Source organism: Alloalcanivorax venustensis ISO4, from assembly GCF_015356855.1.
Classification (GTDB): domain Bacteria; phylum Pseudomonadota; class Gammaproteobacteria; order Pseudomonadales; family Alcanivoracaceae; genus Alloalcanivorax; species Alloalcanivorax venustensis.
In genome coordinates this window covers 1-14,174 of the sequence record NZ_ARXR01000005.1, presented here as the reverse complement: position 1 = coordinate 14,174, position 14,174 = coordinate 1, and the positions used below count along the sequence as shown (strand labels likewise).

The window sequence follows — 14,174 nt, the reverse complement described above, 5'->3', positions numbered from 1 at the left end:
GTCTATGAGAATAAGCCCGCCAGGATACGTGCTGGTCAGAAACGGCGTCGCGCTGTTGCTGGCCATGGTGCTATTGAGCGGCTGCGCCACCCGCTCCCTGTTCCAGCCCTACCCGTCCCAGGCGCGCGCCTGGACCGCCGACATGGCGGCGGACGGGCCCGCCCCGTTGCTGAGAAAAGGCGTCGACAGCCGTGACGGCGTGCTCTATCTGCAGGAACTGGGCCGGGTGCACCAGCTGAGCGGCGCCATCGAAGACAGCGAGAGCGCCTTTCGCCGCGCCTTCGGTCACTACGACGAAACGGACGCCGCCGCCCGGCTGCGCGCCTCCAGCCTGGTGAGCAATACCGGCGCCCTGCTGGTCAACGACAACGCCCGCCCCTATGTGGCGCCGGACTACGAGCGCATTTTCGCGCACGCCTACCAGGCCCTGAATTACTGGCGTGAGAACGACGTCACCGCCACCGCCGTGGAACTGCGTGCCGCCGCCAACGAGCAGCGGGTGGCCGCCAACCGGCGCGATGACGAGATCGCCGCCGCCGAAGAGGCGGCGCGGGAAGAGGGCGTGCAACCGGACGATTTCGACAGCCACTTCGCCGGCCTGGACGCCGCCGCCGGCGAGGTCAAGGCGAGCTTCCAGAACGCCTGGACTTTCTATCTCTCGGCCCTGTTCTGGGAGGCCCACGGCGAATACAACGACGCCCTGGTGGACTACAAGAAAGCCCTGGAGATCCACCCGGATTCCGCCATGCTGCAGGAGGATGTGGCGCGCCTGTCCCGCGCCCAGGACGGCCGGGTGGAACGCGACAAGGGCCTGGTGGCGGTGGTCTACGAGCAGGGCCTGGTGCCCGCCCGCCGCGAGCTGAGCCTGCCGATCCCCACGCCGCACGGCCTCTTCGCGGTGGCCTTCCCGACCTACAGCGCCGCCGACAAGCCGCGCCCGGCGCCGCTCACCGTGGCCGTCGGCGACACCACGGCGCGCACCGAAGTGCTCACCGACGTGGGCGGGCTGGCCGCGCGCCATTTGCGCGAACAACTGCCCGGCATGCTGGTGCGGCAGACGCTGCGTGCCACCACCAAGTACAATCTGCAGAAGAAAGCCAACGACGATTTCGGTCCGGTGGGCGCCATCCTCACGCAGATCTTCAATGTGGTCAGCGAACAGGCCGACCTGCGCAGCTGGTTGAGCCTGCCCGCCTACGCCCAGGCCACCCGCCTGATGTTGCCGCCCGGCGAGCACCGCCTTCAGTTGAGCACACCCGGTGGCGGTGCTAGTTTGACGGTTCCCGTGGTGGAACAGGGCGTGACCGTGATTCACGTGGTGGCCACCCCCGGCCGCCTTATAACCCGCGTGTTACCCGTTCAGGAGGGCCCGTTATGAAAGCTCCGTTTACCGCTCTGGCCGCCGTCGTGCTGGCGGTGGTCCTGGCGGGCTGTTCCGCCAGTAATATGGCCCGCCCCGGCGACGACGGCGAACCGCGCCTGTACTCCAACAACAGCACCCTGGCCAACCGCCTTTCGGTGGAAGCGCTGCAGGACAAAAAAGTCGGCGACCTGCTGTACGTGCAGGCGACGTTGGAAAACGGCTGGAAATTTGAACTGGATTTCCAATACAAGATCAAATGGTTCGATCGGGACGGGTTTGAAGTGGCTCCGGAATCCCAGCCCTGGCGGCAACTGGTGATGGCCGGTCGCAGCCAGAACAATGTCCAGGCGGTGGCCCCCAACCCCAGCGCCGTCCGTTATGAAATCTGGGTGCGCGAATAACGCCCCGGACGCCATTCAGGTTCCTTAAGGAGAAACACATGGTTCGCGTATTTTCACTGCTCGCCCTGGCTATGGCGCTGATGCTTTCCGGCTGTGCGTCCCGGGTGGATTACGGCGACGCCCAGGCCCGTGAAACGGTGACCGCCGATTTCGGCTCCACCGATCTGCAGATGATCGCCACCAAGATGGTGGACGACATGATGGTGTTCCCGCCGATCGTGGAAATGACCCGCGACCGCCGCCCGGTACTGTTCGTAGACCGCATCAAGAACAAGACCAGCGAGCACATCGACACCGAGTCCGTCACCGACACCATCCAGTCCAAGCTGATCAACTCCGGCAAGTTCCGCTTCGTGGATATGTCCGTGGTCGACCGGGTGCGCGAACAACTGGAGTACCAGCAGGATTCCGGCATGGTGGACCAGGCCAGCGCCGCCCAGATGGGCCGCCAGATCGGCGCCGAGTTCATGCTCTACGGCAACCTGTCCTCGATCGTGAAGCGCGACGACAGCACCAAGGACGTCTACTACAAGTTCACCCTGAAACTGCTGAACATCCAGAGCGGCATTATTGAGTGGTCCGGCGAGAAGGAAATCCGCAAGACCCGCAAACGCAGCCTGTTCGGCTTCTGAACACCCTGGCACCAGGGAGAGGAACCATGTTCAAGCGTTTTTGTTTGCTCGTGCTGATGGCGGCGCTGGCCGCCGGCACCGCCTCGGCGGCGCAGACCCGCGAGGTAAGCGCCCGCGGCTACGGCGACAACCCGGAACAGGCGGTCACCAATGCGCTGGTGGCGGCGGTGCGCCAGGCCGGCGGCGTGACGCTGTCGGTGAACCCGGATTTCCGCCGCCAGGTCAGCGAATGGGTGATCCAGCGCCAGGGTGACGTCACCACCTGGACCGGCAGCCGCACCTCGGTGGCGGAGCCGCGCCTGCCGACGCTGGGCAGCCTGGACAGCTACGAGGTGACCGCCGTCACCCAGGAAGACAACGCCCTGTGGCGCGCGGACGTGAAAGCGGTGCTGCTGCTCCAGCAGGCGCCGGGCCCGGACCGCTCCCATCTGCCGGCCATCGTGGTGGCGCCGTTCACCAGCGACGCCGATGAATACACCCTGGGTGAAACCACCCTGCCGGCGGCGGAGGTGCGCCGCCAGTTGCACGCCAATCTGATCGACGCCTTCGCCCAGTCCGGCCGTTTCCGCGTGCTGGACCGCGCCAACCTGGGTCTGCGCGAGGCCGAGCAGGCGCTGCTGCGCGACGGCGCCGGCGAGCCCCGCGAGCTGTTGCGCTTGGGCAAAACCAAAGGCGCCGACCTGCTGTTGGTGGGTCATATCGAGGCGTTCGACATCGGCGACGACGAGCGCACGTTCTACGGCGTCCGCTTCCAGGGCTACGAGCCCTATGTGCGTTTGCGCTACCGGTTGATCGACGCCGCCGGCGGCGAAGTGCTGGAAGCCGGCCTCTATGACTGGCAGCAGTCCGAAGCCAGCGTGCGGCAGCTGGCCCGCCAGCAGAAGCTGGACCACCGCAACCATCCGGAGCGGCTCGCCGATCTGGTCTACCCGCGCATCGCCCGGGCCCTGGCGGCGGCGGCCTCCGACAGCCTGTATCCGGTACAGGTGCTCAAGAGCGACGGTGACCGGGTTTACCTGAGCCACGGCCAGGGCCGCCTGGAAGCGGACACCATCCTCAATGTGTATCGGCCGGTGGAGTCCCTGGAAGACCCGCAGACCGGGCTCACCATTCGTATGGAAAGCGACGCCCTGGCCAGCCTGGAGGTGATCGAAGTACGTCCGGATTACGCGGTGGCCCGGATCACCCAGGGCGGCGGCGAACCGCGCCCCGGTGACCGCGTGCGCGCGCCGGGCAACCGTCAGGGCGACACCGGTGACGTGGAGCAGCCCGCCGGGCAACCGGAGAGCCCCGGCTCTTCACCCATGCCGCTGAACTGGGATTAGGACCGCGGGCGGCACCCGCCGCCCCGCCGTGGGGGATCGACAATGGGTGGTTACTTCAATCAGGCGCTGGTGTTGCTGGCGGCGGCGGTGTTGCTGCTGCCGCTGTTTCAGCGTCTCGGGCTGGGCAGCATTCTCGGCTATCTGGCCGCCGGCATCGTCATCGGGCCGCTGGGCCTGGGGCTGATCCCCGGCGCCGAGGCGGTGCTGCATTTCGCCGAGCTGGGCGTGGTGTTGATGCTGTTCCTGGTCGGCCTGGAACTGGCCCCGGAGCAGCTCTGGGCGCAGCGCCGGCGGCTGCTCGGGCTGGGCGCCAGCCAGATGCTGTTCAGCGCCGCCCTGCTCACCGGTTTCTTCTTCGCCCTGGGCCAGCCCGGCCCGGCCGCCCTGGCCATCGGCGCCACCCTGGCGCTGTCGTCCACCGCCTTCGCGGTACAGATGCTGGTGGAAACCAACCAGCTGGGTACGCCCCAGGGCCGTAACGCCTTCTCGATTCTGCTGTTCCAGGACCTGGCGGTGATTCCGCTACTGCTGCTGCTGCCGGTGCTGGCCGGCGGCGACGCCGGCGCCGCCCAGCCCAACCTGCTGGTGGGCGTGCTGGTGCTGGCGCTGATGTGGCTGGCCGGGCGCTACCTGCTCAACCCCTGGCTGGGCTGGCTGGCGCGGCTGCACAACCGGGAGCTGATGACCGCCACCGCCCTGCTGCTGGTCCTCGGCGCCGCCGAGCTGATGGAAACCCTGCATCTGTCCATGGGTCTGGGCGCCTTCGTGGCCGGCATGCTGCTCGCCAACTCCCCCTACCGGGAGCAGCTGGACACCGATATTCAACCGTTCAAGGGCATGCTGCTGGGGCTGTTCTTCATCGCCATCGGCATGACCATGGACCTGCGCCTGCTGGCGGCGTCCCCCTGGTCGATCCTGGCCATGGGCGCGGCCCTGCTGGGGATCAAAACCCTGGTGCTGTTCGGCATTGCCCGGGCGTTGAAGGTGGGCGGCCGCGACGCCCTGCGGTTCGGCCTGCTGCTCAGCCAGGGCGGCGAATTCGCCTTCGTGCTGTTCACCCAGGCCGGGGCCCTCAACCTGCTGCCGACGGAGATGATCGCCCGGCTCAACCTGGTGGTGGCCCTCTCCATGGCCGCCACGCCGCTGCTGCTGAAACTGGTCCAGCGGCTCTGGCCGGCGCCCGAGACCGGCCACCGCAGCACCGAGGACGAGCCCGCGCCGCACGGCCAGCCGGCGGTGATCGTGGCCGGCTTCGGCCGCTTCGGGCAGATCATCGGCCGGATCCTGGTCAGCCGCCGCATTCCGTTCACCGCGCTGGACTCCAACCCGGACCACATCGACACCGTGCGCCGGTTCGGCAACGAGGTCTACTTCGGCGACGTCACCCGGCTCGACCTGCTGCACACCGCCGGGCTGCAGCACGCCCGCATCATGGTGCTGGCGATCGACGACGTGCAGGCGTCGCTGCGCGCCGTGCGCCTGATCCGCGAGCACTTCCCGCACATCACCCTGATCGTGCGCGCCCGCGACCGCTACCACGCCTATTCACTGATGGCCGAAGGCGTCGAGCACGTCATCCGCGAAACGCTGGACTCCAGCCTGCGCGCCGCCCAGATCACCCTGGCCCAGCTGGGCATGCCGGAAACCACTGCCATCGACCTGGTGCGCACCTTCCGGGACGTGGACGAACGCCTGCTGCGTGAGCAGTTCGCCCACCGCGACAAGCTCGACAAACTGATCGAGCTCTCCGCCCGCGGCCGCGAGGAACTGGAATCCCTCCTCGAAGCCGGCAGTGACGACGGCCGCCGCGACGGGGGCCCTTAAAGCCGCAGGTCGTTGAGGCCCTTGCGGATGGCGCGGTCGAGCACCGGCTTGATCACGGCGGCGATCAGCGGCAGCTTGCCCTTGAAGACAATGGTGTAGTGCAGGCGGGAACCGCCGGCGGTCTCGGAAAACACCATCACCCCGTGGTGATCGCGCAGCGGGCTGCCCTTGGTGATGCGGTAGGCGATGCGGCGGTCGCGCTCGAACTCGGTGACGGTCTCTTCGAAGGCCGGCGTCAGAGGCAGCGACAGCCGGCGCACCGACCCCACGCCGTTGGGCTCCACGTCCCCCTCCTTGACGCGCCGGACCTTGGCCGGGGCGAACAGGGCGGACAGGTTCTCGTGCTCACTGAGGTGGTTGAACAGGTCGCTGACCGGGAACGGAAATTCCTTGTCGATTTCGATGCGTTGCTGGCCCATGGGCGCTCCGTGTCTGAAAAAAGAACGATTCTGAGCGGCCCCCGGCGTCTTGCACAGGTTCCAAAAGGCCAGACGCCGGTGATTGTGTTGTTTTATGGTTAGCCGTGCTGGACCACGTCCACGGCGATGCCGGCCGGGTCGAGGATGACGAAGTGCCGGTCGCCCCAGGCTTCATCGCGGATCGCCACCTCGATCGGCACCCCCAATGCCTGCAGCCGCCGGTATTCGGCGTCCGCGTCGTCCACGTCGATGGTGACCCACAGGCCCCGTCCGTCGCGCAACGGGCGTTGAAACGCCGCCGCCTGGGCCTCCTGTTGCGGGGCCAGGAAACCCAGCTCGCCGCCGCCCAGCTCCAGCAGAACGAACCAGTCGCTGTCGAACAGCACCCGGCACTGAAACAGGCGCACGTAGAAATCCCGGCACGCCTGCAAGTGCTCGGTGACCACACCGGACCAGAGTTTCATCGCGTTGCTCCTTTGGCTTGAGAAGAAGCCCCACTCTAGGTCGGCGCGCCGGCCTGTTCTTGAATAAAGGCGACATCGTGCATCGGCAGCCGGGGCGCCCCCGGGGTGACGCCCAGGTAGCGTTTCAGCTCCCGGGTCATATGGCTCTGATCGGTGTAGCCGGCGGCCAGCGCGATGTCGGCCAGCGGCGCGGCGGGTGACGGGCGGCTCAGCAACGCCAGGGCCTGCTGGCTGCGGCGGATGCCCATGAACACCTTGGGCGGCACGCCGACCCACTCCAGGAAGTCGCGCTCCAGTTGCCGGCGGCTCAGGTTCAGGCGCGCCGACAGGGCGGTCACGCTGACGCCGGGGGCGGCACGGGAAAGCAGCGCCAGGGCGCCGTCCAGGCGTCTTGGTTGGGGCGGCTGCCCGGCGAGCCACCGGGAAAGCAGCCGGTCCACGGCAAAGGCGGGGTCGGGGCGGGCGATCAATTCGGCGAGGCGCTCCGCCGACAAGTCGGCGGGCCGGGCCAGAGGCTGGGCGGTGTCGGTGAGAAAACGCCCGGGCAGGGGCAGGAAATGGCGGCTCTGGCCGGGCTGGAAGCGGATACCGAAATAGACACAGCCGGGCTCCACCGGCACGTCCGATGGCCGGGTGCTGGTGCCGAACGCCTGCCAGGCGCCATCGCCGTCGCGCAGGCGCAGCACCAGGTCCACGCAGCCGTCCGGCAGCACCCGGTGGCGGTCGCCGCCGCCGTCGCGGCTCAGCCAGTAATGGCTGACCAGCCCGCGCAGGGCCGGCGCCGGCGGGTAGCAGTGCAGAGTCTGGGCCGCGAAGGTGGTGTCCATGGGCATAGTGGAGCACACCCCGCGGCGGCCGTCACCGGGGTCAGTCCGCGTCGGCGCCGACCCGCGCCGCGCCGATGCCGCGCGGGTCGCTGGCGGCGGTGACGCTGTTGTCCTCGTGCCGCCAGAGAATCGCCTGCATGTTGCCGTACTCGCGGTCCACGGAGACCACGTCGTGGCCGCGCAGGCGCAGGCTTTTCGCCGCTTCGATGTCGAGGAAGGCGGGTTCCGCCTGAACCTGATCGGGCAGGAACTGGTGGTGAAAGCGTACCCGGCTCACCCAGTCGTCCACCGGGGCGTCATTGGCCGCCTCGAGCACACCCAGCATCACCATGGTGATGATACGGCTGCCGCCCGGCGTGCCGAGAATCGCCACCCGGTCGTCGAACTCCACGAAGGTAGGCGTCATCGAGGACAACGGCCGCTTGCCCGGCGCCACCGCGTTGGCCTTGCTGCCCACCAGGCCATAGGCGTTGGGGCTGCCCGGCTTGGCGGAGAAATCGTCCATCTCGTTATTGAGGATCACGCCGGTGCCGGCGGGCATGAAGCCGCTGCCGAACGGCAGGTTGATACTGAGCGTGGCGGCCACCCGGTTGCCGGCGCCGTCGAGCACCGAAAAGTGGGTGGTATGGAAGCCTTCGCCGGTGGCCACGGGTTCGCCCAGCTCGCTGCTGGGGGTGGCCTTATCCAGCTTTATGGAGGCGGCCCGCTGCTCGGCGTAGGATTTACTCAACAGGTTATCCACAGGTATGGAAACAAAATCCGGGTCGCCCATATAGCGGCCCCGGTCCTGATAGGCGCGCCGCCAGGCTTCCACGGTGAGGTGAGGAAGTAAGTCCTCACTAATCTCGCCGCCGTTGAATTCATTGAGAATGTTCAACGCTTCCAGCATCACCAGCCCGCCGGCGGACGGCGGTGGGGCCGTGACGATGCGGGCGCCTCGGTAGTGGCCGACCACCGGCGCCCGCTCCTTGACCCGATAGTTGTTCAGGTCCTGTTTTGTCCAGATGCCGCCGGCCTCGCGCACCCCGCGTACCAGTTTTTCCGCCACCGGGCCCTGGTAAAAACCGTCTCGCCCCTGCTCGGCCAGGGCCTCCAGAACCCGGGCCAGATCCGGCTGCCGGATCAGGGTGCCGTTGGCCGGTATTTCGCCGTCATCCAGGAACACCGAGGCGGCGGTGGGGTAGCGGTTGAGCACGTCCTTGCGGTAGCCGGCCAGCGCCCGGTAGTGGTCTTCCACCTCGAAACCCTGGCGCGCCAGCTTAATGGCCGGCGCCAGCGTGGTTTTCAGGGGCAGCTCGCCGTAGTGTTCGGCGAGGTAGGCGAAGGCCGCCGCCTGGCCGGGAATGCCCGCCGCCAGGGCGCCGTTGACGGCGCGGTCGCGCACCACCTGGCCGTCCTGGTCCTGGTACATGTCCTCGGTGGCCGCCGCCGGCGCCGTCTCGCGGGCGTCCAGCATGGTCTGCAGGTCGTCCTTTTCGCGGTGCAGCAGCCAGAAACCGCCGCCGCCCATGCCGGCGGAATAGGGCTCCACCACCGACAGCGCCGCCGCCACGGCCACCGCCGCGTCGTAGGCGTTACCGCCCTGCTCGAGCATCTGGAAGCCGGCGTCGGTGGCCAGCGGGTGGGCACTGGCGATCGCCGCCTTGCCCGGTCCGGCGGCCTGGGCGGTGACGGCGAACAGCAACAAAAGCGGGAAAAACCAGCGCATGGCGGCCTCCTTCTGGCGAACGGGGTATCGGGGGCGAGAAACGGTCAGCCGCCCCGCTGCTGCTTCTTCAGGTCCAGCGCTTCCACCACATGGGGCGGCACGAAATTGCGCACATCGCCGTCGAGCAGCGCGATCTCGCGGACCAGGGAGCTGGAGATAAAGGACAAATGCTCGGCCGGCGTCAGGAACACAGTTTCCAGTTCCGGGGCCAGCTGGCGGTTCATGTTGGCGAGCTGGAATTCGTATTCGAAGTCGCTCACCGCGCGCAGGCCGCGCAGCAGGATATTGGCTTCCTGGTCCCGGCAGAAATGGGCCAGCAGCTTGGAAAAGCCGGTCACCTTGACGTTGTCCAGATGGCCGATGCTGTCTTCGACCAGCTTGACCCGCTCGTTCAGGGAGAACAGCGGGCCCTTCTTCTCGCTGGCCGCGATGGCCACCACCACCTCGTCGAACATACTGGCGGCCCGTTCGATCAGGTCCTTATGGCCGTTGGTGATGGGGTCGAAGGTGCCCGGATAAACAACACGGTTGGTCATGCTCGGCTCGCTTTCTCCAGAGATCGGGCGCCAAGCATAACGCAACTCGGTTTACGATTCAGGCCCGCAGCCGCTCCGCCAGAGCGGTGGCGTTGCGGGCGCTCAACCCGTAGATGCTCAACTGAGGGTTCACCCCCAGGCTGGTGGGGAACACCGAGCCGTCGAACACATACAGATTCTCCAGATGGCGGTAGCGCCCCTGGGCGTCCACCAGACCGCGGTCCTTGTCGCCCATGGGGCAACCGCCCATCACATGGGCGCTGCCCAGCGGCACGTCCAGGGCCTGGTAGCTGAGGTCTGCCATGGCCTCGCGGGCCTGCGCCCAGCTGGTATAGAACGGCGCGCGGATGTGGCCGGGCCGCACCGCCCGGGCACCGGCGGCGAACTGCATTTCCACCTGGCTGTACAGGCTGCGGCGGGCGCCGTCGAGCAGATAGTCGGTGACCGGGTAATCGAGTACCGGCTCGCCGTTGTCGCGCAGTTCCACGGTGCCGCCGGGGCTCTCTTCGTGGAAGCCGTCGCGCATCAGGGCGATGGAGGCGGCGGTGTTGGGCAGCGCGGTGATGTGCTCGCGGGCCTGCTCGCCGAAGCCGCCCAGCAGCGCCCCGGTGAGGCCGGGGTGCAGCGGCATCATCTCCAGCTTGTAGCCGATCGGGCCGTCGACGCCGCCGGTGAAGGTGAACTGGTCCGAGTGCAGCGACTGGGGCGCGCCGTAGTAGGGGGCGATCTCCCGGTCGTAGCGGCCGAAGGCGAAGCTGGTGACGTGCAGGAAGGTGCGCTTGCCCACCCGGCCGTCCGGGTCCGGCACCTCCGAGCGCAGCAGCAGCGCCGGGGTCTGGATGCCGCCGCCGGCGGCGATGATGGTGGGCGCTTTCAGGGTCACGGTGGCGCCGGTGGGGTTGCGGTCGTGGTTCAGGGGCGTCACCTGCACGGCGCTCACCCGGGTGCCGTCGTGCACCAGCTTGTCGGCGCGGGCGCTGTGGATCAGGGTGGCGCCGGCCTCCATGGCGGCGGGCAGCGTGGTCACCAGCATCGACTGCTTGGCGTTGGTGGGGCAGCCCATGCCGCAGTAGCCGATATTCCAGCAGCCGCGCACGTTTCTCGGAATCACCGACCAGTCCCAGCCGAGTTTTTCGCAGCCGCGTTTGATCACGTCGTTGTTGGCGTTGGCGGGCATCGCCCAGGGCTCGATACCGAGCTGCTTTTCCATGCGCTGGAAATAGGGGTCCAGGTCCGCGCGGCTGGTGTTGTCGACGCCGAAGCGCTCGCGCCAGTGGTTGAGGGTTTCCTTGGGCGTGCGGAAGCTGGAGGTCCAGTTGACCACCGTGGTGCCGCCCACGGTGCGGCCCTGCAGAATGGTGATGGCGCCGTCCTTGGTGGCGCGCATGGCGCCCTCCTGGTACAGCTGCCGGTAGGCGTCGCCTTCATTGAGATTGAAATCCCGGGAGCTGGTGAGGCGCCCGGCCTCCACCAGGATCACCTTGAGGCCGGCGGCGCTGAGTATTTCCGCGCTCACCCCGCCGCCGGCGCCGGTGCCGATGATCACCACATCGGCCTCCAGGGTGCGGTCGTCGCTGACGGTGGCGCCGTCGATCAGGTTCCATTTTTCCCTGGCGTTGTCCCAGGGGTCGGCGATGTTCTGAATCTTAAGTGTGGACAGGTCCTGCATGACCCGGCTCCTTATTGTTTTGGGGTGGGTACAGGCGCTATGCGGCGTTGGATCCGGTCACCGGCGGGCCGGGGTATCCCGTGGTCAGCGCCGCTTCCGGAGTGACGTACCAGGCCATCATGATCGGCTGGGTCAGGCCCTTGAAGGCGAGCTTGGGGAAGCCGCTGTCATTGCTGGCCCAGTGGGCGAGCGTGTCGCGCAGTTGCGCGTCGCTCTGCTCCTCGAAGTGCGCCCAGGTGCCGGTGATCCACCAGCGCGCGGCGCCCAGTTGCATCAGATCCAGAAGCTGGAACAGCTGACCGCGCTGGCCGTCGGTGCCGCCCTGCAGCAGACGGTCGAAAGCCTGCAGCGCCTGGTCCGGTCCGGCGCCGTCCACCGCTTCCAGGCCGCCGCCGAGCAGCGGCGACATCAGCGGCCGCAGCAGGGTGACGTCCTTATCGCGAAGGTGTTTGAAGCCGGTGGCGGGACCCGGGTCCGAGCTGCACCCGGTAAGCAGTGTGCTGGCGCCGGCGCCGACGGCCAGTGCCGCCCCGCCCCAGGCGCTGAGTTTCAGAAAACCACGGCGGTCGACGCCGGAGCCTGGCATGTTGTCCTGGTCCATTTTAGGGATCCTCGGCTGGCCTGTTTCTTGTTGTTGGCTGGCGGACCCGCCCCGCCCAGGGGCGGGTCCGGTTATTTCAACATGGCTTACTTGAGCATGAATTTGTAGATGAACTTATGCATCCCGCGTCCGTAGGGCGGCAGAATGTGTTTGGTGGCGTTCATCTTGCCCTTCTTGTACACGCCCTTGGCCTTGGAGAAGGTGAGGAAGCCTTCCGGGCCGTGGTAGTGACCCATGCCGGAGGGACCCACCCCGCCGAACGGCATGTCGTCCACGCCCACCTGGGTGATGGTGTCGTTCAGGCACACACCGCCGGAGTGGGTGTGGTGCAGCACGTGCTCGCCGTTGCGGGCGTTCCAGTCGAAATAGTAAAGCGCCAGCGGGCGTGGCCGGTCGTTGACGTAATCAATGGCGTCGTCGAGGGTCTTGTAGGGCACCACCAGCATCAGCGGGCCGAAGATTTCGTCCTCGGCGATCTTCATGTCGTCGGTGACATTGAGCACCAGGGTGTGGGGAATCTTGCGGCTGCCGTCCAGGTTCTCCTCCGCCGGGTTGATGGTGATCACCTCGGCGCCTTTTTCCCGGGCGTCGTCCAGGTAGCTGTTGAGCCGGCGGTACTGGCGCTCGTTGATGATGCTGGTGAAGTCCGGGTTGTCGCGTAGCGTCGGGTAGAGTTCAGTGACCTGGGCTTTCCAGGCGTCGACGAATTCCCGCACGCGGTTTTCCGGCACCATGATGTAGTCCGGCGCCACGCAGGTCTGGCCGCTGTTGAGACACTTGCCGAAGGCGATGCGCTCCACCGCGTCCTTCATCGGGAAATCCTCGCCGATGATGCAGGGGCTCTTGCCGCCCAGCTCCAGGGTCACCGGGGTCAGGTTCTCCGCCGCGGCGCGCATGATGTGCTTGCCCACGGTGGTGGAGCCGGTGAACAGCAGGTGGTCGAACGGCAGGCTGGAGAACGCCGCCGCCACGTCCACTTCGCCGTTGACCACGGCCACGTGATCCTCGGCGAAGGTCTTGCCGATCAGTTCCTCGAGCAGTTCGCCGGTGCGCGGCGTGGATTCGCTCATCTTGATCATCACCCGGTTGCCGGCGGCCAGCGCCGCCAGCATCGGGCCGATGGCCAGGTACAGCGGGTAGTTCCAGGGCACGATAATGCCCACCACGCCCAGCGGCTGGTATTCCACCCACACCTTGCCGGGCCATTGGGCGGCGCCGACCTTGCGCTTGGAGGGTTTCATCCATTTGCGCAGATGCTTGGCGTGGTACTTGATGCCTTCCACGCTGGTGAGCATCTCCGCCAGCTTGGTCTCGTCGGCGGAGCGGTTGCCGAAGTCGGCGTTCAGCGCCTCCACCCAGGCGTCCATGTTGTCCAGCAGCATCGGCTTGAGCTGCTGAATATGCTCATGGCGCTGCTCGGCGGTGGGGTAGGGCTGGCGGCGGTACGCCGCTTTCTGGGCGGCGAAAATGCGCTTCATGCGCTCGATCTGCGCATGCTCGGTTTGGAGTTCTTTGATCTCGGCGACCATAATGCGCCTCCCTGGGCGTTTGTTTATTAGACTGTCCTCGATTTTTAGAGTAATTACTCTAGGAGTCAACAGACTGTTTCATCGTCCCCGCAGTACGCTTTGATTTGGCCCGTTATGACCGACACGAAAACGCGCATCCTGGATACCGCCCTGAACCTGTTCAACCGTGCCGGCGAGCGCAACGTCACCACCAACCACATCGCCGAGGGTCTGGGCATCAGCCCGGGCAACCTCTACTACCACTACCGCAACAAGGCGGCGATCGTGGCGGCGCTGTTCGAACGCTACCAGGAGCAGATCCGCGATCTGCTGACGGTGCCGGAAGGGCCGCTCACCTGGCAGGACAAGATGCGCTATTTCGAGGGCATCCTGGAGTCCATGTGGCAGGCCCGCTTCCTGCACCGGGACCTGGCCCACTTTCTCCACCAGGACGCGGAGCTGCGCCGGCGCTACAAGGTGTTCGTCCAGGACAGCCTGGAGCGCGGCCTGGTGATCTACCGCAGCCTGCGCGACAGCGGTCTGATCGAGGCCAGCGACGAAGAGCTGCGCGGCCTGCTGGTCAACACCTGGGTGCTGGCGGCGTCGTGGCCCGGTTTCACCCACGGCCTGAACCCGGACGCCACCGGCGACGAGGCGCTGGACCGCACCCTGCTGCGCCAGGGCATCTACCAGATTATCTGTCTGGAGGCGCCCTACCTGCGCGGCGAGGCGCTTGATCATCTGGACGCCATGAAGCAGGAGTTCCGCACCGGCGACACCACCATGGACCTGCTGTTCGCGGCGGCGGAGGCGCCACCGGCGCGGCGCGCATGACGGCGCCGGTCACCGCTCTGGCCCGGCCCCGCTCGGCGCTGGCCTGGCTGGCGCTGGCGGCGG

14 protein-coding genes are annotated in these 14,174 nt (G+C 67.2%); 6 read left to right on the top strand and 8 right to left on the bottom strand.

Annotated features, from left to right (window positions below; all coding sequences use genetic code 11):
- The first annotated feature begins 28 nt into the window (after positions 1-28).
- The 5 genes from ISO4_RS04200 to ISO4_RS04180 are packed head-to-tail and all read left to right on the top strand — an operon-like array spanning position 29 to position 5,545.
- Positions 29-1,378, top strand: a complete 1,350-nt coding sequence (locus ISO4_RS04200; protein WP_323745332.1) for a COG3014 family protein — start codon at positions 29-31, stop codon at positions 1,376-1,378.
- Entirely contained in the window at positions 1,375-1,764 is a 390-nt protein-coding gene (locus ISO4_RS04195) for a YcfL family protein (RefSeq protein ID WP_142947940.1), read from the top strand. Before ISO4_RS04200 ends, ISO4_RS04195 begins: the two co-directional genes overlap by 4 nt.
- A 38-nt stretch (positions 1,765-1,802) precedes the next feature.
- The gene (lpoB, locus tag ISO4_RS04190; protein WP_194855275.1) at positions 1,803-2,396 is read left to right on the top strand and encodes a penicillin-binding protein activator LpoB; all 594 of its coding nucleotides are present in this window, start codon (positions 1,803-1,805) and stop codon (positions 2,394-2,396) included.
- Positions 2,397-2,422: 26 nt separating this feature from the next.
- Entirely contained in the window at positions 2,423-3,721 is a 1,299-nt protein-coding gene (locus ISO4_RS04185; protein WP_194855274.1) for a CsgG/HfaB family protein, read from the top strand.
- Positions 3,722-3,763: 42 nt separating this feature from the next.
- Positions 3,764-5,545 (top strand): monovalent cation:proton antiporter-2 (CPA2) family protein, encoded by a 1,782-nt coding sequence (locus tag ISO4_RS04180; RefSeq protein ID WP_194855273.1) that lies wholly within the window; start codon positions 3,764-3,766, stop codon positions 5,543-5,545.
- Here ISO4_RS04180 and ISO4_RS04175 read toward each other — a convergent pair.
- From ISO4_RS04175 to ISO4_RS04140, 8 genes are all read right to left on the bottom strand, one after another.
- Complete coding sequence (locus ISO4_RS04175) at positions 5,542-5,964, bottom strand: SRPBCC family protein (protein ID WP_142947936.1); 423 nt, start codon at positions 5,962-5,964, stop codon at positions 5,542-5,544. The genes ISO4_RS04180 and ISO4_RS04175 overlap by 4 nt on opposite strands.
- Before the next feature lie 98 nt (positions 5,965-6,062).
- Entirely contained in the window at positions 6,063-6,428 is a 366-nt protein-coding gene (locus tag ISO4_RS04170; RefSeq protein WP_142947935.1) for a VOC family protein, read from the bottom strand.
- Positions 6,429-6,463: 35 nt separating this feature from the next.
- Complete coding sequence (locus ISO4_RS04165; RefSeq protein ID WP_194855272.1) at positions 6,464-7,261, bottom strand: helix-turn-helix domain-containing protein; 798 nt, start codon at positions 7,259-7,261, stop codon at positions 6,464-6,466.
- A gap of 34 nt (positions 7,262-7,295) precedes the next feature.
- Complete coding sequence (gene ggt / locus ISO4_RS04160) at positions 7,296-8,963, bottom strand: gamma-glutamyltransferase (protein WP_194855271.1); 1,668 nt, start codon at positions 8,961-8,963, stop codon at positions 7,296-7,298.
- A gap of 44 nt (positions 8,964-9,007) precedes the next feature.
- Positions 9,008-9,499, bottom strand: a complete 492-nt coding sequence (gene coaD, locus ISO4_RS04155; protein ID WP_067610341.1) for a pantetheine-phosphate adenylyltransferase — start codon at positions 9,497-9,499, stop codon at positions 9,008-9,010.
- A 58-nt stretch (positions 9,500-9,557) separates the two neighbouring features.
- Positions 9,558-11,168 carry a GMC family oxidoreductase gene (locus tag ISO4_RS04150; protein ID WP_142947932.1) on the bottom strand — a complete coding sequence of 537 codons (1,611 nt, stop codon included), beginning with the start codon at positions 11,166-11,168 and terminating at the stop codon, positions 9,558-9,560.
- Positions 11,169-11,205: 37 nt separating this feature from the next.
- Positions 11,206-11,769: a twin-arginine translocation signal domain-containing protein gene (locus ISO4_RS04145; protein ID WP_142947931.1), complete on the bottom strand. Its 564-nt coding sequence runs from the start codon at positions 11,767-11,769 to the stop codon at positions 11,206-11,208.
- Positions 11,770-11,855: 86 nt separating this feature from the next.
- Positions 11,856-13,298 carry a coniferyl aldehyde dehydrogenase gene (locus tag ISO4_RS04140; RefSeq protein ID WP_194855270.1) on the bottom strand — a complete coding sequence of 481 codons (1,443 nt, stop codon included), beginning with the start codon at positions 13,296-13,298 and terminating at the stop codon, positions 11,856-11,858.
- Between the two features lie 114 nt (positions 13,299-13,412).
- On the opposite strand from ISO4_RS04140, the gene ISO4_RS04135 reads away from it, so the two are divergent.
- The gene (locus tag ISO4_RS04135) at positions 13,413-14,111 is read left to right on the top strand and encodes a TetR/AcrR family transcriptional regulator (RefSeq protein ID WP_142947929.1); all 699 of its coding nucleotides are present in this window, start codon (positions 13,413-13,415) and stop codon (positions 14,109-14,111) included.
- Positions 14,112-14,174: the final 63 nt, after the last annotated feature.